Source organism: Cellulomonas sp. P4_D11, from assembly GCF_056401915.1.
Map to the genome: position 1 here is coordinate 117,042 of NZ_JBFUIK010000004.1, position 17,104 is coordinate 134,145.

A 17,104-nucleotide genomic window follows, 5' to 3' on the forward strand; every position below is an offset into this window, starting at 1 on the left:
TGTCACGTTCCGGTCACGGGAATCTTCGAACGTGTTGGACGCACGTCCTGCAGGGTCGGCACCGCGTCTGGCGTGACCTGCAAAGACGCCGATCACGGGCGTGGGAGCGCGCGCATACCTCACCCGCAGGGGTCCGACGGAAGATAACGAAGGATTCGGACGTAATCCCCTCAGGGGGCTCCCAGGAGCCTCACAGGCCACTCGGAGGCGTCAGCGGGTCCCGACGAAGATGTGCCGTGCGACGTCCTCAGGCAGGTCGAGCAGAGTCTCGGAGCCGGGCGTCGAGACCGTCACGACGCCGTCGGCCCGCTCGATCGCGATCTCCTTGTGGGGCAGCACGCCGGCCTCGGACAGGCGCGACAGCAGCTCGACATCCACCTGCAGCGGCTCCGCGATGCGGGCCACGATCGCCCGCTCGACGCCGTCGGCACCCGCCGTCCCGCGGTACGTGACCAGGGAGGTGACGCCGTCGAGGAAGCTCTCCCGCGTCGTCTCCTCGCCGATCTCCCCCAGGCCCGGGATCGGGTTGCCGTAGGGGTCGAAGTGCGGGTGGTCGAGCAGGGACGCCAGACGCTTCTCGACGCGCTCGCTCATGACGTGCTCCCAGCGGCAGGCCTCCTCGTGCACGTACGGCCACTCGAGGCCGATGACGTCGGTGAGGAGCCGCTCGGCCAGCCGGTGCTTGCGCATGACGCGCACCGCCTTGCCGTGGCCCAGCTCGGTCAGCTCGAGGTGGCGGTCGCCGGTGACGACGACGAGGCCGTCCCGCTCCATGCGGGCGACGGTCTGCGAGACCGTGGGGCCGGAGTGGCCGAGCCGCTCGGCGATGCGGGCGCGCAGGGGGGTGATGCCTTCCTCGGTGAGCTCGTAGACCGTCTTGAGGTACATCTCCGTCGTGTCGATCAGGTCGCTCACTGCATGGCCTCCCGCGTCGCGTCATCGTCGCGCGGCACCCACCCACCGGCAGGCCGGCCGCGCTGGTGCACAGATTAGTTGGTCGAGCCGACGGCCGTGGGCCGCGACCGCCTATCCTCGGGCACGTGCCCGACGCCCACGACATCACGATCCCCGCGCACCTCCTGCCCACGGACGGCCGGTTCGGCTCCGGGCCGTCCAAGATCCGGCGGGCGCAGGTGGACGCGCTGGCGGGCCCGGCGGCGTCGCTTCTCGGCACGTCCCACCGGCAGGCACCCGTCCGTGCGCTCGTCGGCCGCGTCCGCGCGGGGCTGGCGGCCCTGCTCGAGCTGCCCGACGGCTACGAGATCGTGCTGGGCAACGGCGGCTCGACCCTGTTCTGGGACGTCGCGACCCTGTGCCTGATCGAGGACCGGGCGGCGTTCGGCACCTTCGGCGAGTTCGGGGCCAAGTTCGCGTCGGCCGCGACCCGTGCCCCGTTCGTCGGCGAGCCCGTCCTCAGCAGCGCGGCGCCCGGCGGGGTGGCGGTGCCGGCGTTCGCCGACGGCGTCGACACGTACGCGTGGCCGCAGAACGAGACCTCGACCGGCGTCGTCGCGCCCGTGCGCCGCGTGGCCGGCTCGCGCGAGCAGGGCGCGCTCGTCGTCATCGACGGCACGTCCGCGGCGGGCGGGCTCGCCGTCGACGTCGCGCAGACCGACGTCTACTACTTCGCGCCGCAGAAGTCGTTCGCCTCCGACGGCGGGCTCTGGCTGGCCGCCGCCTCCCCCGCGGCGATCGAGCGCGCCGCCTCCCTCGAGGCGAGCGGCCGATGGATCCCCGAGTCCCTGTCGTTCACCGCGGCGGTCACCAACTCGCGCCTCGACCAGACGCTCAACACGCCGGCCATCGCGACGCTCGTGCTCCTGGCCGAGCAGCTCGACTGGATCCTCGGCAACGGCGGTATGGCCTGGGCCGCGCAGCGCACCGCGACGTCGGCCGCGCACCTGTACAGCTGGGCGGAGTCGCGCGACTGGGCCACGCCCTTCGTCACCGACCCCGCGCTGCGCTCGAGCGTCGTCGGCACCATCGACCTCGACGCCGAGATCGAGGCTGCCACGGTCGCACGTGTCCTGCGGGCCCACGGCGTGGTCGACGTCGAGCCCTACCGCAAGCTTGGCCGCAACCAGCTGCGGGTCGCCATGTACCCGGCGGTGGAGCCGGACGACGTGCTGGCCCTCACGGCGTGCGTCGACGCGGTCGTGGACCAGCTGGGCTGAGCCCGGACAGACGGACGCCCGCCCCCCGTGGTCAGCACGGGGGGCGGGCGCCTGTCGCCGGAGTATCCGCTCAGTAGGACGTGCGGCGGCGGCGGGCGATCGCCACCATCGCGACGACCAGAGCACCGACGACAACGAGTCCGGCACCCAGCATGACCAGCGGGCCGGCGTCAGTCCCGGTGGCCGAGAGAACGGCGGTCTGCGGGTTGTCCGCGAGAACCTCGCTCTCGTCGCCCGGCGGGTTGGTGTTGCAGCTCGGCGTCGACGGCGGGTACGCCACCGTCATGGTCGCCTCGGGGTTGACCTGGAAGAGCACGTTCACGTTCGGGCGGACCCAGTCGAACTGGTCGCCCTCGACCCACGTGCCGTCGGACAGCTGGGTCCAGCCCGGCCAGTCGATGCCCTTGCCATCGGGGCCCTCGACCGCACCCGGCCAGTTGACCGTGCCCTCGAGCGGCAGGTCGGCGTACACGACGTCGTCACCGCCCGGGTTGATCCAGGTGATGGTCACCTTGTCGTTCGGGCTGCCGACGGCGATGACCTTGTAGCGGAGCTTCGGGACGTCGTTGTCGCAGACCGGCGTGAGGATCTTGACGTCGAGCTCGCAGACCTGGTGCACGCCGTAGCTGTCGAGCGGCTGCAGGCAGCCGAAGACCTGCGCGGACGGGCTGACCGAAGGGCTCGGCTCGGCTGCTGCGTTCGACGGCAGGGCGCCCCCGAGGCCCACGAGGACCGCGATGAGCGCGACGAGCGCGCCGCGGATGATTCTGGCCATGATGGGATCGCCCCCGTCTAGGAATCGGACATTTCGGATTCATTGTGGACTGCGGGGAGCGGAATCCGAGCCGTCTCAACGGGTGATTTAGTCCGTTCTGTCCGATTCACCCGATGGTGCGGGTGTCAGCACCCGGCGGTGACGAAGCCGGGGCTGGTGAGGGTCGGCGTGGTCCAGACCGACACCTCGCCGTCCCGCACGGGGACCGTCACGCGGTACGTCTCGTGGGCGCCAGGCGTGAGCATCGAGGTCACCACCTGCACGTCGCGGCCGGCCACGCTGGCGGTCGTCCCGGACACGAATCCGTCGTCCCGGCCGAGGGCCTGCAGGGCCGCTCCCACGGGGGCGTACACCGTGATGTTGGTGGCCAGGTTGCCCGCCACGATGCCCCCGTTGACGGTCCCGGTGACGTAGGAGGGCAGCGCGGCGACGTCGGCCGGCGGCTGGTAGTCGAGGTCGAGGCGGACCGTCGCGGTCGGGTTCGCGCCCGTGCACTGCAGGTCCTCGACCGTCACCTTCGTCTTGAGGTAATAGTCGAGCTTGCCGGTGGTCCCGTCGTTGAGGAACACCCCGGTGGCGTCGCCGAAGCTCCCGGTGAGGAACGCGGCGCCGACGGTGGTCTCAGCCAGCGTCTCCTGCTCCTTCGGGTCCGCCGACCAGATGCGGATGCGGCCCTCGGTGCCGGCCCGGGCCAGCGCGGTGAGCAGGCCGTGCGGGTCGCCCTGACCCGCGCCGACCGCCCGGAAGATGGAGGCCGCGACGCCGGCGTAGAACCCGTCGGCGTCGGCGGGGTCGTCGTACTTGCGGTACGAGTCGCGCAGCAGCACCTGCAGCACGTCGGAGGCGTCGATCTTGGTGCCGCCGGGCTCGGTCACGGGGCCGGTCGCCTTGAGGACGTACCGGGCGCCGACGGGGTCGGCCGCGATCACGCCGTCCACCTTCTGGCCCATGTCCCGTTCCCAGCGGGCCGCGAGCAGCTGCGCGCTGCGCGGGAAGTCGGGGGTGATCACCGCGTCCTGCACCCACCGGCCCAGCCGGTCGGTGTCGACGGCGAGCTCCTCGGCCGTCAGCGGCAGGATCGGGGTGTCGATGCCCTGCAGGTCGATGGTCGAGCGCTGGTCGGTCAGCGTGACGGCGCCGTCCTCGGCGTGCAGCACCGCGAACGCGCCGACGATGCCGCCGGCGCTCCGCAGCTCCGCCGAGTTGAGCGAGACCAGGAGGTAGGTGCGGGGGCCGTCCGCGCCGAGCATCGGCGGGAGCAGCGTGGCCACCTGCGCGCCGGCGTCGAGAGCGCCCGTCACCTCGCCGAGCCCGTCCTTCAGCTCCCCGATCGGACCGGCGAGCGGACCCGCCAGCTGGTCGACGTCGATCTCCGCCACGGCCGCCTGGGCCGTGTGCGCGCTGTTCGCCGCGGCGATGACCGACGGGCCGGCGGCGGCGAAGGGCGCCAGGTCGATGCGGCCGTCGGCGGCCCGCACGTTCGGGGCCGCGAGCACCTCGTTCAGCTTGACCACCGCGGGCAGCGCGTCGCGCGTGACGTCGTCGAGCGACACCGAGACCACGCGGATCGCGGTGAGGTTCGGGCCGAGACCGGGGACGATCTCGGCGACCCGCCAGACCGGGTCGCTGGTCGCGCGGCGCGCGGTCGCCAGGTCCTCCTGCACCTGCGGGAGCTTCGCCTCGATCTGCGTGGTGTTGCCCGCGTCCAGCTGCGTCTTGAGGTCGGTGAACACGCTCTTCGCCGACATCAACGACTCCTCCGCCTGCAGGCCGCGGTAGACCAGCCAGCAGGCGGCGACGAAGAGGACCGCCAGGACGATGAGGATGCCGCCGACGATCCGCTTCGCGGTGCGGTGCGACCGGCGAACGGGCCGCGCCTCGGGCTCGAGGTCGGCGCCGTCGTCGTCGTGGCTCGCGTGAGGCGTCGCCGGTTCGTCGATGGTCGCGCTCACCCGGCGATCGTGACATGTCGGACATAGCGCCCGACATGGTTGTGGGCGCTATTCACCCTCATGCAGCGGTCTGGCGGTCCGCGGCTTCCTGGGCTCCGAGGCGGGCGGCGGTCTCGACGCGGCGGTCGGGCAGCGTCGGGAAGACGACCTCGAGGTGGGGCCGCGAGCGCACGTGGTAGCGCACGGTGACGTCCCACTTCTTCCAGGCCCAGAGGGCTGCGCCGGTCGCGACGAGCAACGCGCTGATCGACCCGATGCCGATCGCCCAGCGGGGGCCGTAGGTCTGACCGATCCAGCCGACGATGGGCGAGCCGATGGGCGTCGCGCCCAGGAACACCATCATGTACAGGGCCATCACGCGCCCACGTACCGCGGGGTCGGTGCTCATCTGGATGGTCGCGTTCGCCGCGGTCATCATGGTCAGCGACGCCAGCCCGACGGGGATGCAGGCGATCGCGAACGACACGTAGGTGGGCATGAGCGCCATGACGCCCGTGGCGATGCCGAACCCGAACGCCGCCCCGATGACGAGGCGGACGCGCGGCCGCTCACGCCGCGCGGCCAGCAGGGCGCCGGTCAGCGAGCCGATGGCCAGCACCGACCCGAGGATCCCGTACTCCCCCGCGCCGCGCCCGAACTCGGTGCGCGCCATCATCGCGCTGGTCAGCTGGAAGTTGAGGCCGAACGTGGAGACGACGCCGACGACCACCATGATCACGAGGATGTCGCTGCGCCCGCGGACGTAGGCGATGCCCTCGCGCAGCTGGCCCTTCGCGCGCGTCGTCGTCGGCATGGGGCTGAGCTCGGACCTGCGCATGCGGGTCAGCGAGAAGATCGTCGCGCCGAACGTCACCGCGTTGATGATGAACACCCAGCCGGTGCCGACGGCCGCGATGAGCAGCCCCGCCACACCCGGGCCGATCAGGCGCGCGGCGTTGAAGCTCGCGCTGTTGAGGCCGACGGCGTTCGACAGCTTGGCGGCGGGCACCAGCTCCGCGACGAACGTCTGGCGCACCGGCCCGTCGATCGCGGTCACGCAGCCGAGCGCCAGCGCGAACAGGTACACCTGCCACAGCTGCGCGTGCCCGGACAGGACGAGGACGCCGAGCCCGCCGGCGAGGATCCCCTGCCCCACCTGCGTGGCCATCAGCAGCTTGCGGCGGTCCACACGGTCCGCGAGCAACCCGGCGTACGGCGAGAGCAGGAGCACCGGCGCGAACTGCAGCGCCGTGGTGATCCCGACGGCGACGCCGGACTCGTCGGTCAGCTCGGTCAGGACCAGCCAGTCCTGCGCCACCCGCTGCATCCAGGTACCGACGTTCGCCACGAGCGCCCCAGCGAACCAGAGCCGGTAGTTCCGGAACTTCAGCGAGGAGAACGTGGGACTCATGAACTGGCGATCCTCCGCAGGAGCTCGGCGGCGTGGACGAGCTGCGTGCGCTCGTCCGGGGTGAGGATGGCCAGGCGGCCGGCCAGCCACGCGTCGCGGCGCCGGCGGGTCTCCTGGACCTCCGCGATGCCCGCGTCCGTGAGGCTGACGACGACCTGCCGTCCGTCTGTCGGGTGCTCCGACTTGGCGACGAGGCCCAGGTCCACCAGCGAGCTGACCGTGCGGGTCATGCTCGGCGGCTGGATCCGCTCGCGCTCGGCCAGCTGGCCGGGGGTCATCGGGCCCTGCTTGATGAGCCAGACGAGGACCGTGTACTGCGGGTCCGTCAGTCCGGCCGCGCCCCGCTCCGCGCGGATGCGGCGGGAGGCCTGGCCGATGGCAAGGCGGAGCTCACCGGCGAGGTCTCGGGCAGAGGGCATGTTGTTACTCTAGATCATTACCTTGCGTAATGAAAGTTTCGCTCGCGTACCCTGGCGCCATGGGAGCTCGGAAGCGGCTGGTGGTGGCGCTGCTCGTCGCCGCGGCGCTGGCGGCCGCCGTGCTCGTGCTCAACCCGTGGTCCCTGCAGGACAGCCTGATCGGGCAGGGCGCTCGAGCCCTGGGCACGGTGACCGACCACCTCCTGCCGCCCTCCCTCGACCTGCACGCCGCGGAGATGGCCGGGAACATCGCGCTCTTCGTGCCGCTCGGCTTCCTCGGCGCGCTGCTGGTCCCGCGGAGACGCTGGTGGACGGTGGTGCTGGTCCTCGTCGCCGTGTCCGTCGGCATCGAGACGGTCCAGGCGCTGGGGCTGCCGTACCGGACCGCGTCGGTCCGCGACGTCCTGAACAACTCGCTTGGCGCGAGCATCGGCGTCGCGCTCGCGGTCCTGCTCACGCGGCGAACGGCCGTCGCGTGGGACTGAGCCGGCGGTCGCGCCGGATCACGGTCGCGCTGCTCGTCGCCTATCTGGCGCTCGTCGCGCGCGTGACCCTCTGGCCGGAACCCGGACCCGACCGGACCTTCGACGTCGTCCGGGCCGTGATCGGCTGGCTCGACTCGCACGGGATCGCCGTGACCTACCTCGGGGTGGAGTTCGCCGCGAACATCGCGATGTTCGTACCCTTCGGCATTCTCGTCGGCCTGCTGGTCCCCCGTCGGCGCGCCTGGCTCGTCATCGTCCTCGGCGCAGCGACGTCGGTCGCGATCGAGCTGGCCCAGCTCGCGTTCCTGCCCACACGCGTGGCCGACGTCCGTGACGTCGTCGCCAACACCCTGGGCGCGGCCGCCGGGCTCGCGCTCCTCCTGCTCGTCACGAGATCACGCAGGCCGGCGCCGCTCACCGAGCCGGTCCCGACCCCCGTGCCCTAGCTACGGCCCGAGGAACACCTGCGAGCAGAGCATCTCGCCGTCGTCGAGCAGGCAGCCGATCCCGACCTGGTCGAGGTCGGGGTCCAGCAGGTTGGCGCGGTGCCCGGGCGAGTCGAGCCAGGCCTGCACCACGTCGTGCGGCGTCGCGGCGGCTCGTGCGAGGTTCTCGGCGGCGGTCGTCGACGGCGGGCACGCCTCGATCACCGGCGTCATGCTGGCGTGCTCCAGCTCCTTGCCGCCGGCGAGTGCCACCGCTCGGTCGTCGGCCTGGGCCGCGGCGCAGTCGGAGACCGTGAGAGCCGGCAGGTCCTCGTCGGCACGCGCGTCGTTGGTCTCGGCCACGAGCTGCGCGGCGTACTCCTCCGGGTCGGCACCGTCCGCCGACCACGGCTGACGCGACGGTCCGTCCGGCCGCAGGAGCAGGAGCACGGCGGCCACCGCGAGCACCGCTCCGACGGCAACGAGCACCCAGCCGACGGTCCCCCGACGGGCCACCGTCAGGGACGGCCCAGCGCGCGGTACGTCCAGCCCGCCGCCCGCCACACCGCAGGCTCGAGCACGTTGCGGCCGTCGAGGATCCGCTTGTGGGCGACCACCTTGGCCAGCGCGTCGGGGTCGATCTCTCGGTACTCGGCCCATTCCGTGGAGAGCAGGACCACGTCGGCGTCCTTGGCCGCCTCGAGCGCGGTGGCGGCGAAGTGCAGGTCGGGCCACTTCGCGGCGGCGTTCGCGACCGCCTGCGGGTCGGTGACCGTGACGTGCGCGCCCTGCAGCTGCATCTGGGCCGCGACGGAGAGGGCCGGCGAGTCGCGGACGTCGTCGGAGTCGGGCTTGAACGCCGCGCCGAGCACCGCGACCCGCTTGCCGACGATCGAGCCCTCGCACACCTCGCGCGCCAGGTCGACCATGCGGACGCGGCGACGCATGTTGATGGAGTCGACCTCCCGCAGGAAGGACAGCGCGTCGCTCACCCCCAGCTCGCCGGCGCGGGCCATGAACGCCCGGATGTCCTTGGGCAGGCATCCTCCACCGAAGCCGAGACCCGCATTGAGGAAGCGGCGACCGATGCGCGCGTCGTACCCGATCGCGTCCGCCAGGCGTGTGACGTCGGCGCCTGTCGCCTCGCAGAGCTCGGCCATCGCGTTGATGAACGAGATCTTCGTCGCCAGGAACGAGTTGGCCGCCACCTTCACCAGCTGGGCGGTGGCGTAGTCGGTCGTGACGAGCGGCGTGTGCTCGCTCAGAGGAGTCGCGTAGACCTCGTCGAGCACAGCCTTGGCCTTCGTCCCCTCCGCCGTCGGCTCGCCGTCGGCGTCCGTCGGCAGCCCGTAGACGAGTCGGTCCGGGTGCAGCGTGTCCTTCACCGCAAAGCCCTCGCGCAGGAACTCCGGGTTCCAGACGAGGATCGCGCCCGAGCCCTTCAACGCGTCCGCGATGGCCTCAGCCGTGCCCACCGGCACCGTCGACTTGCCGGCCACCACGTCACCGTCACGCAGGTGCGGGAGCAACGACTCGACCGCCGAGTTCACATAAGTGAGGTCGGCGCGGAACTCGCCGTGCACCTGCGGGGTGCCGACGCAGATGAAGTGCACGTCGCTACCCGCCGCGTCAGCCATGTCCGTGCTGAATGACAACCGCCCCGTCGCGCCCGCCTCCGTCAGCAGCTCAGGGAGTCCCGGCTCGTAGAACGGTGCCCGACCCGCGCGGAGCGCTTCGATCTTCTTCGCGTCGACGTCGATGCCGATGACGTCGTGGCCCAGCTGGGCCATGCTCGCGGCGTGGACGGCTCCGAGGTAGCCGCAACCGATGACAGAGAGGCGCACTTATCCGGCTCCTAGCGGTGTCTGGGAACCGCCGACTCTATCGGTCATCGAGGGGCTCCAGCCTGGGTCATTGCGGGTGATCTGGGCGATGCGGGTGACAAGCCCGTCAGCGCCGAGCGCCTGCGAGAAGTCGTCGTTCGGAGACGAGCGACGTCCGCCGCGGGGGCGCCGCGGCGTCGGCGACCTGTCGGTGCGCGCCACCGACGAACACGGCACCGAGCAGCACTCCGAACAGGAGCAGGGATCGCTCGTCGCCGTAGAAGTCGACCGCGTCCCCCATCCCGTGCAGAAAGACCCACAGCAGGGAGCCGCACAGCGCGACAGACCCCCAGCGGCTCCACGTCGCGCGGGCGAGCATCCCGACGCACTCGGCAACCACAACGAGCCAGAAGACCGCGAGCAAGGTCAGGCTGAGCAGCCCGCCGTTCGCCCAATAGACGATGAATGTGTTGTGCGGCGGAAGCCGCGAAGCAAGCTGGTCACCGATCCGGCTGGCGAAGGCTTCGGTCCATCCACCGAATCCGAGGCCGAGAACCGGAGATGCGCCGAAAAGCTCGCGCGCTACCGACCAGATGAGCGTCCGGCTCCCGATCGACTCCGTGGAGTCGGAGCGGAACGCTGACGGCAGCAGTTCGAGCATCCGCGTGACCGCCATGTAGAGCGGGAACGCCATCAACCCGAGAACCGCCACGCCGGCGAACTGGTATCGCGCTGACAGGCGCTGCAGGACGAAGGCGACGGCCGCGACGGCCACGAGGAGCACAACTCCAGTCTTCGATCCGGTGAAAGGGACCGCGATGAACGCGACGACGGCTGCGACGGCATGCAGCCTGCGGCGCCACACGACGAAGGCCCAGACGAAGGCCCAGGCGGCCGCGCCAAGAAACATCGAAGCCGTGTTGGCGTTGAGCCACAGCCCGCCCGCCTTGTCGAGCGACATCGCGTTGTCGCGATACTGACCGAAGAAGCCCTCCAAGCGTTGGCCGCCGATAAGGAGAACGGCAAGGGGTGAGCGGTAGAAGTGGTCTTCAATCGTCGGCTGGACACGGAAGATCACGACGAGCGCCGACTCGACGAGGACCCAGCCTGCGACGATCGACATCACGGTCGACAAGCCCCGCGGGCTCTCGACCTGGACCGCTCGCGCGTAAGCGCTCACGATGGCGACGCACAGGATGCTCACCATCGCGAACAGGGCTGCTTGTGGTTGCGGGGACCAGAACGCCGCTACTCCGCATGCGAGCACGAGGCATGCGAGCACGCGCTCGACCGGCGTCAACCGTCTCCTCATGTCGACCAGCGCGGCGACGCCGATCAGTACGACCCAGATCTTGAAAGCGCTCAGCGATTGCGGCAGCCCTGGCAGGTACACCTGCGGGACCGCTAGGAGCGCCGCGATCGCCAGGCGGAGGCGAATCGAGGACGTCATGACAAGGACACCCATGGGTAGGGCCACCACGGCGAGAACCAGGAAGGTCATGATGTTGCCGCCTCAGTCGCGCGCCCGGTCATCTCAAGCCCTTCGCGACGAAGAGGTCGACCATCTTGGCCGCCTGGGCGTGGACGTCGAAGTTCGCCTCCACGTGGCTGCGGGCGGCCTCGCCGAGCGACTGTGCGAGCGGATCGGACTGGAGCAGCTCTACCAGCGCTCCCGAGAGTTCCGGCACCGAGCGCTCGCTCACCAGACGCCCGGTCACCCCGTCGAGGACTCCGTCGACGATTCCGCCGTGTCGGGTCGCCACCGTCGGCCGGCCCAACGCCCCCGCCTCGAGCAAGACCTGCCCGAGCCCCTCGGCGTCGCCGGATCGCGCCTCGACGCTCGGCAGGCAGAGCACGCGCGCAGCCTCAATCTCATCGAGGACCACGGCATGGGGCTGCATCCCCGCGAACGTGACCGAGCTCGCTAGGCCCAGGTCGTTGACGAGATCCTCGAGCTCCGCGCGGAGCGGCCCGTCGCCGATGATCCGCAGCCGAGCATCCGGAACGGCAGCCACCACGTCGACCATCGCGCGGATGAGGTAGCTCGTGCCCTTCTTCTCGACCAGGCGCGCCACGTGCACGACGACGGGCGCTGCCGGAACCGGGCTCGGGCTCAGCGCGCGGGTGTCGACGCCGATCCCGATGACATGCGTTGAACGTTCGGGAGCACCAAGTGCGATCGCCTGGCTGCGGATGTGCTCCGACACACAGACCAGTTCGCTGCCGGACCGGAGGAACCGCGATCGCATCGCGGCGTACCGAAGCCACGCAGGCCTTCCCGAGCGCGCGAGTGCACCGGAACTCATCGTCACGTCGAAGCCGTGAAGGGTCGTGACGTGCGGTAGGCCCAGGCGACGCGCGGCTTCGAGGGAGTACATCCCCTCGACGCCGAAGTGCGCATGGACAAGGCCGACGTCCAAGTCGCGAAGGGTCGCTGCGAGGGGGCGCCAGTCACGAAAGAGCGTGTGCCGCACGCGGGCATCGCGGCGACCGTCGCCTAGAAGATGAACTTCCGGGTCGGACGGCGTCGACCCTGTCGAGTCCCGACCGACGAGCACGAAAGGGATACCGAGGGCGCTTGCCTGGTCGCGGATGAAAACCTCGGACGGCAACATGTGAGAGTGCCGGAATACCGCCACTGCGCGAGTCCGGCTCATCGGGCATCACTTCCAACCGATGCAAGTTCTTGCGCCCGGCGCGACTGTTTGAAGCTGTGCATGCCGTCGTGCAAAACGGCACGCGTCGACCGCGAGGTCGCGGCATTGATGCCGAACACCACCAGCACCGTCACGACACCGGCGAACCACGGAACACCAAGCCCGACGCTCAAGTAGCCCGCAGCGATCGTCGGGAGCCAGCGGCCGAGGACCCTCAGGGTCGGACGGCCCAACCCGAGCGCACGCGCGAGGCCGAACGTCAGGACGAGGCCGTACGCGGAGACGCCGAGACCGATTGCGACACCCCCGACGATCGGGACGCCGAGACCCTGTACCAGCGCTTGCGCGACGATGGCCACGAGGCTCCACACCAGCACTGGTCGGGTGTCGCCCCTGCCGGTGACTGCCCTCGCCATCGTGTAGCTGAGCACCTGGAGGACTAGCCCTGCGGAGAGCCCCGCAAGAACGTCCGAGGTCAGCGAGGCAGCGTTCCCGCCGAACCGGCCACGCGTGTAGAGCAGGTCGACGACCGGGCGAGCGGCAAGCATCAAGACCATCGAGACGGGGATCACGCTCAGGCAGACAAATTCGGTCATCCGCGTCAGGATGCGATGCGACTCGGTGTCGCGGACCTTCGGAAGCTGGGTCAGACCAAGGATCCCTAGCGGCACCGCGATGGTGGACATGACCGAGTCCGAAATTGTGCGCGCGTAGTCGATCGACGCGACGAGCCCGTCGGTGCCGTAGGACGCGAAGACCCTCTCCAACACGATCGAGGCCTGCAGTGCGACGGACAGGATGATCAGCGGGACGATCCCGCGCACACCCTCCAGCACCATCCGCCCCCCATCCAGGAAAGCCGATCCTCCTGTGAAGGTGAGGCGATTGCGCAGCAGAAAGAGACCGCGCGCGGCGTAGAGCACCCACGCACCGAGGAAGCCCCAGGCGAGCCAGCTCACGGAGCCCAGCCACACGGCCAGCACCGTGCCGACGAGCAGACCTGCGCTCTGCACCATCGGCCGGATCGCGTTCTGCGCGTAGGAGCCCCCTGCCGACAATGCATACGACGTGATCGTCGAGATCCCGTAGAGCGGGATCACCCAGGCCAAGATGGCGAGCAGTCCGCTCGCTCCGGCCCGGATGCCCGGCGCCGCACCGGGGACGATGATTCCAACGAGTTCGGACCGCGTCAGGAAGACGGTGACCGAGACCAGGCCGAGCACGCTCGTTACCCACAGCAGGTATGCCACGAGCAGCGAGTTTGCGCGCCGGGCGTCAGACGCCGACAGCTTCGCGTAGTTCGGGGCGAACGCGGCAGAGATCAGATCGCCTGAGACCAAGTTCGCGGGCACGACGGACGCGGTCTGTGCGACGCGGAATCCGGTGGCGGTCGCGCCCGTGCCGAACGCCGCCGCGAACACGACCTCCCGCAGCAGCGCCACGATCTTGCCGATGACCCCGCCCGCTGCGAGGACCAGGAATCCCCGCCTCATGCGGCCACCCGGACCTGGCGCCCGGCGCTGATCTTCTGGGCGATGTGCAGGTAGCTCGTGGTAGTGCTCTCCCAGCTCATCCCTGCGACCGAGTGACGGATCTTGACCTGGTCCTGCGCCTGGAGAGCGTCCGTGATCGCCTTGGCGATGTCCTCCGGATCGTGGGACGTGACCTCGCCGTTCGTCCCACTGACGATGAGCTGGTGCGCGGGGCACTGCGGTGTCAGGACGACGGGGACGCCGGCCGCCAACGCCTCCAGTGCGACGAGCGGCATCGTCTCGTAGTGGCTGGGCAGGCAGAAGACGTCCGCGACACCGAGCAGCGGCCGAATGTCGTCCACACGCCCTAGAAAGATGATGCGCGATGCCGCGCCGACGCGTTCAGCGATCTGCAGGAACGGCGCGCGGTCCTCCGCGGCTCCGCCCGCCACGACGAGGACGGAATCGGCAGGGAGGTGCTCGAGAGCCGCGATGAGCTCTCGAAGACCCTTCCGCCCGAACTCGTGGCCCACGAAGAGGAGGACGTTGCCTGCACCGGAGAGCCGGTGTGCGAGCTTGGCGTCTATCGGCTCGGGAGCGGCCGCGTAGCGGACGAGATCGACGCCGTTCGCAGCGACCGACACGCGGGCAGAGTCACCGGCGAGCGCGACCACGTCCGGCAGGGAGGCCGCAGAGACTGCCACCAGGTGCTTGCCCCAGCGGCTCTGCGCCAGGACCCGCTCCTTGATGAGGCGCATCACGCGGACGGGGTGCATGTACGCACGAACCAGGCGCACCGGCGACAGGTGCCGCTCGGCCAGCTCCGCGCTGAAGACGTTGTGCATGACGAGGGCCTGGCCAACCAAAGACTCGCAATTGTGGTTGAAGACCACGTAGCCGCGCAGCCGGTACGGCAGTGTGACCAGCGAGGCGACGATCGTGAACCAAGCGATCTGGATCGTGTGGCGCAAGTGCCACACCAGTCGGTGTCCCGGCTGCCAGGCGAGGAGTGCCCCACCCCCGGGAACGCTCTTGACCGTGACGCCCGGCGCGGGCTCGAAGTTGGTCGAGTCAGTGATAAGGACGACCTCGATACCGCGAGCCGCGGTGTGCGCAGTGACTTGGCGGACGACCTCGCCACCACCCGTTCCGACGATGTCTCGCGCCACGTGGACAATTCGCAGACGCGTCATGAGCCAACCTCGACACGCTCGTGCAGCGCGGCACGCGCTGTCCGGCGGATCTCCCCGCCGCGGAGCGCCCAGCTGTTGCCCTGCGCGGTCTGCAGCCGACGCAACTGCACCGCGTCGGTCGGCTCGGCGCTGTTGGCCAGCACGGCCGCCACGAACTCGTCGTGGCCGCCCCGCACGAGCACGTCGTCGCCGACCGGGTTGACGGCGGGGATCGGGGTCGAGACGACGCACATGCCGGCGGCCAGGTACTCGAAGGTCTTCAACGGGCTGACGCCTCGCGTGTAGGCGTTGTCGAGGTACGGGACCAAGCCGACGCTCGCGGTCGCGCAGAGGTTTGCCAGCTCCTGGACCTGCAGCATCCCGTGGTAGGTCGCACCGGCGCCGACAACGGCGTCAAGCTCAGCACGGGCGTTCCCGCCGCCCTCCGAGACAGGCCCGGCGAGGTGCAGGTCCAGGCCCGCGTCGACGAGCTGACGGAGCAGCGGGAAGTCGACCTTGGTCGTGCTGAGGTTGCCTGCGAAGACGGCTCGTCCAGCGCGGGGGGTCGCGCGTACACCGGGGCGCGTCCAGTCGAAGACGCCCACGTCGGCGACGTTGGGCCACGAGAGCGGCTCGTCGAACCCCTGGGCGCGCAGGTGGTCGACGACGACGGAGCCCGTGCCAGCCGCAACCGCACCGGCCGCGGCCAGGCGCCGCTCACCCGAGAGGACGACCGCGGGCGGGATCCCGGGAACCTCGTGCAGAAGATCGACGCAGTGGTAGACCACGCCGTCCGCGAACGCTTCAAGTCCGTACGTCTCGGGCGAGTACGTCCAGAGAAGCTTCGGACCGTCGTGGTCGAGCCAGCTGGCGACGAGCCTCCGCAGGGAGCGCTGGTTGAACCGGCGGGCGACGGTCGCGGAATGCAGCGGCACGACGAGCGGCGTCAGCACCTGCATCCCGTCGGGACGCGGACGCGCGACCGCAGCCCCGGACGTCCGGCGGGTCAGCTTCGCTCCGAGCCGACGCAAGATCCGCACGCCGTCACGCCGTGACAGTTCGACGCGGCGTAGACCCATCGACTCGACGAACGTCACCGAGTACTCCTCGGCGAGCGCGCGAGTGGCGTAGTGCTGGTTGGTCGCGATCGCCTGGTCCCAGTCGGCGGTGCCCAGCACGAGGACGGCAGGCGCCACGCGGTCGGTCGTCATGCGGCAACCTCTCGCAACGTCGTCGCGCGGCCGAGGTCGATGACCTCGCCGTCGAGCCAGCGCCCCAGCTCGGAGTCGAACCGCTCCGTCGAGAACCGGCGCGAGTGCTCGGCGACGAGCGCTCGGTCCAGGCTCGCGGCCTCCGACACGGCGCGTGCGAGCTCGTTCCGTGAGAACGACTCGACGACCGCTCCGCCGAGCGGCGCAGCCACGCTCTCGGGTGCGCCGCCGAGCGCGTTGACAACGACGGGCGTTCCGCAGGCCATGGCCTCGACGGGGATGATCCCGAAGTCCTCGACCGCCGGGAAGACGAAGGCGACGGCGCGCTGCAGCAGCGCGTAGAGCAGCTCGTCGGACGGCCGGTGGACGAACAGGACGGGCACCGTTGACGCGGAAGCGCGCGCACGAAGGCGGTCCTCTTCGGGACCGGAGCCGGCAATGACGACAGGCAGGCCGGCGGCCTCGCCGGCGTCGATGACCAGGTCGAGCCGCTTGTACGAGACGAAGCGCGAGGCGCCCATCAGGTACGAGGCCGGCAGTGTCTCGAGCACCGCGAGGTCGTCGGGCCTGAGCTGATCGCGCCAGTCCGCCACGCCCTGGATGCGTTCGACGTCGACGGGTGGGTAGATGACGTCGGCATCGCGACCCCATGAGGTCCGGATGCGATCGCGCACGTAGCGGCTGTTGGCGGCGATCGAACTGGGCTCGCTCGCCCGACGGCGGTCGATCCCGCGCAGCAGGGGTGACACTGCCTTCACCGCGACGCCCGAGCCGCGCACGTCGAGCTCAGGAGCCCAGAGGTAACGCGCGGGAGTGTGGACGTAGACGAACTTTTGGGCGTCGACTGCCCGCCGTAGCGGCCGGGCGTGGTGCGCGAAGGCGTGCGAGCTCACGACGATGCGGTCAACGTCGCCGACGTCCAGCGTCCGCCATGCGGCGAGGGATGCAGGGATCGACAGGGCCTTGCGGCCTCGAAGCGGCGTCTTGGCTACCCAGGACTCGGCCACGGTGCGACCGGGGTACCGGGCCGGGTCGTCGTCCCAGAGGCAGACCACCTGAGCGTCGGGGAGGACACCGACCATCCGGTCCAGGACCTTCTCTGAACCGCCGGTCGGCGAGATCCACTCGTGCACGATCAGGTCACGCATC

General features: G+C 70.4%; 16 protein-coding genes. 3 read left to right on the top strand and 13 right to left on the bottom strand.

Going from position 1 to position 17,104, the window contains the following annotated elements; genetic code table 11:
- Positions 1–210 precede the first annotated feature (210 nt).
- Positions 211–915 (bottom strand): iron-dependent transcriptional repressor DtxR, encoded by a 705-nt coding sequence (locus AC1DT4_RS04110; protein WP_477088492.1) that lies wholly within the window; start codon positions 913–915, stop codon positions 211–213.
- Positions 916–1,040: 125 nt separating this feature from the next.
- On the opposite strand from AC1DT4_RS04110, the gene serC reads away from it, so the two are divergent.
- Complete coding sequence (serC, locus tag AC1DT4_RS04115) at positions 1,041–2,174, top strand: phosphoserine transaminase (RefSeq protein WP_477088493.1); 1,134 nt, start codon at positions 1,041–1,043, stop codon at positions 2,172–2,174.
- A 70-nt stretch (positions 2,175–2,244) separates the two neighbouring features.
- Here the strand turns inward: serC and AC1DT4_RS04120 are convergent, their stop codons facing one another.
- The 4 genes from AC1DT4_RS04120 to AC1DT4_RS04135 all read right to left on the bottom strand — a co-directional run bounded on the left by AC1DT4_RS04120 (position 2,245) and on the right by AC1DT4_RS04135 (position 6,710).
- Complete coding sequence (locus tag AC1DT4_RS04120; protein WP_477088494.1) at positions 2,245–2,949, bottom strand: peptidase; 705 nt, start codon at positions 2,947–2,949, stop codon at positions 2,245–2,247.
- Positions 2,950–3,074: 125 nt separating this feature from the next.
- On the bottom strand, positions 3,075–4,901 hold the full coding sequence (locus AC1DT4_RS04125; RefSeq protein WP_477088495.1) for a DUF4012 domain-containing protein: 1,827 nt from the start codon (positions 4,899–4,901) through the stop codon (positions 3,075–3,077).
- Positions 4,902–4,959: 58 nt separating this feature from the next.
- Positions 4,960–6,291 carry an MFS transporter gene (locus tag AC1DT4_RS04130; protein ID WP_477088496.1) on the bottom strand — a complete coding sequence of 444 codons (1,332 nt, stop codon included), beginning with the start codon at positions 6,289–6,291 and terminating at the stop codon, positions 4,960–4,962.
- Positions 6,288–6,710 (bottom strand): MarR family winged helix-turn-helix transcriptional regulator, encoded by a 423-nt coding sequence (locus AC1DT4_RS04135; protein ID WP_477088497.1) that lies wholly within the window; start codon positions 6,708–6,710, stop codon positions 6,288–6,290. Before AC1DT4_RS04135 ends, AC1DT4_RS04130 begins: the two co-directional genes overlap by 4 nt.
- A gap of 59 nt (positions 6,711–6,769) precedes the next feature.
- Here AC1DT4_RS04135 and AC1DT4_RS04140 point away from each other — a divergent pair, with 59 nt between their 5' ends.
- Both AC1DT4_RS04140 and AC1DT4_RS04145 read left to right on the top strand, forming a co-directional pair.
- Positions 6,770–7,195, top strand: a complete 426-nt coding sequence (locus AC1DT4_RS04140; protein ID WP_477088498.1) for a VanZ family protein — start codon at positions 6,770–6,772, stop codon at positions 7,193–7,195.
- On the top strand, positions 7,186–7,641 hold the full coding sequence (locus AC1DT4_RS04145) for a VanZ family protein (RefSeq protein WP_477088499.1): 456 nt from the start codon (positions 7,186–7,188) through the stop codon (positions 7,639–7,641). The genes AC1DT4_RS04140 and AC1DT4_RS04145 overlap by 10 nt, the downstream gene beginning before the upstream one ends.
- Here AC1DT4_RS04145 and AC1DT4_RS04150 read toward each other — a convergent pair whose 3' ends face one another.
- The 8 genes from AC1DT4_RS04150 to AC1DT4_RS04185 form a co-directional block, all read right to left on the bottom strand.
- Complete coding sequence (locus AC1DT4_RS04150) at positions 7,642–8,109, bottom strand: CAP domain-containing protein (protein WP_477088500.1); 468 nt, start codon at positions 8,107–8,109, stop codon at positions 7,642–7,644.
- Positions 8,110–8,138: 29 nt separating this feature from the next.
- Positions 8,139–9,464, bottom strand: coding sequence for a UDP-glucose dehydrogenase family protein (locus tag AC1DT4_RS04155; protein WP_477088501.1), 1,326 nt, complete (start codon positions 9,462–9,464; stop codon positions 8,139–8,141).
- A gap of 106 nt (positions 9,465–9,570) precedes the next feature.
- Positions 9,571–10,944 carry an O-antigen ligase family protein gene (locus AC1DT4_RS04160; RefSeq protein ID WP_477088502.1) on the bottom strand — a complete coding sequence of 458 codons (1,374 nt, stop codon included), beginning with the start codon at positions 10,942–10,944 and terminating at the stop codon, positions 9,571–9,573.
- A gap of 28 nt (positions 10,945–10,972) precedes the next feature.
- Positions 10,973–12,100: a glycosyltransferase gene (locus tag AC1DT4_RS04165; RefSeq protein ID WP_477088503.1), complete on the bottom strand. Its 1,128-nt coding sequence runs from the start codon at positions 12,098–12,100 to the stop codon at positions 10,973–10,975.
- Complete coding sequence (locus tag AC1DT4_RS04170; protein WP_477088504.1) at positions 12,097–13,593, bottom strand: lipid II flippase MurJ; 1,497 nt, start codon at positions 13,591–13,593, stop codon at positions 12,097–12,099. The genes AC1DT4_RS04165 and AC1DT4_RS04170 overlap by 4 nt, the downstream gene beginning before the upstream one ends.
- Positions 13,590–14,765 (bottom strand): glycosyltransferase family 4 protein, encoded by a 1,176-nt coding sequence (locus AC1DT4_RS04175; protein WP_477088505.1) that lies wholly within the window; start codon positions 14,763–14,765, stop codon positions 13,590–13,592. Before AC1DT4_RS04175 ends, AC1DT4_RS04170 begins: the two co-directional genes overlap by 4 nt.
- Entirely contained in the window at positions 14,762–15,955 is a 1,194-nt protein-coding gene (locus AC1DT4_RS04180) for a glycosyltransferase (protein WP_477088506.1), read from the bottom strand. The genes AC1DT4_RS04175 and AC1DT4_RS04180 overlap by 4 nt, the downstream gene beginning before the upstream one ends.
- Complete coding sequence (locus AC1DT4_RS04185; RefSeq protein WP_477088507.1) at positions 15,952–17,103, bottom strand: glycosyltransferase; 1,152 nt, start codon at positions 17,101–17,103, stop codon at positions 15,952–15,954. The genes AC1DT4_RS04180 and AC1DT4_RS04185 overlap by 4 nt, the downstream gene beginning before the upstream one ends.
- Position 17,104 lies beyond the last annotated feature (1 nt).

Bases quoted from the DNA above. Each gene is read 5' to 3' on its own strand.
- AC1DT4_RS04130 (WP_477088496.1), bottom strand. From the start codon at position 6,291: ATGAGTCCCACGTTCTCCTCGCTGAAGTTCCGGAACTACCGGCTCTGG.
- AC1DT4_RS04185 (WP_477088507.1), bottom strand. From the start codon at position 17,103: ATGCGTGACCTGATCGTGCACGAGTGGATCTCGCCGACCGGCGGTTCA.
- AC1DT4_RS04180 (WP_477088506.1), bottom strand. From the start codon at position 15,955: ATGACGACCGACCGCGTGGCGCCTGCCGTCCTCGTGCTGGGCACCGCC.
- AC1DT4_RS04120 (WP_477088494.1), bottom strand. From the start codon at position 2,949: ATGGCCAGAATCATCCGCGGCGCGCTCGTCGCGCTCATCGCGGTCCTC.
- AC1DT4_RS04165 (WP_477088503.1), bottom strand. From the start codon at position 12,100: ATGAGCCGGACTCGCGCAGTGGCGGTATTCCGGCACTCTCACATGTTG.
- AC1DT4_RS04160 (WP_477088502.1), bottom strand. From the start codon at position 10,944: ATGACCTTCCTGGTTCTCGCCGTGGTGGCCCTACCCATGGGTGTCCTT.
- AC1DT4_RS04140 (WP_477088498.1), top strand. From the start codon at position 6,770: ATGGGAGCTCGGAAGCGGCTGGTGGTGGCGCTGCTCGTCGCCGCGGCG.
- AC1DT4_RS04135 (WP_477088497.1), bottom strand. From the start codon at position 6,710: ATGCCCTCTGCCCGAGACCTCGCCGGTGAGCTCCGCCTTGCCATCGGC.
- AC1DT4_RS04170 (WP_477088504.1), bottom strand. From the start codon at position 13,593: ATGAGGCGGGGATTCCTGGTCCTCGCAGCGGGCGGGGTCATCGGCAAG.
- AC1DT4_RS04175 (WP_477088505.1), bottom strand. From the start codon at position 14,765: ATGACGCGTCTGCGAATTGTCCACGTGGCGCGAGACATCGTCGGAACG.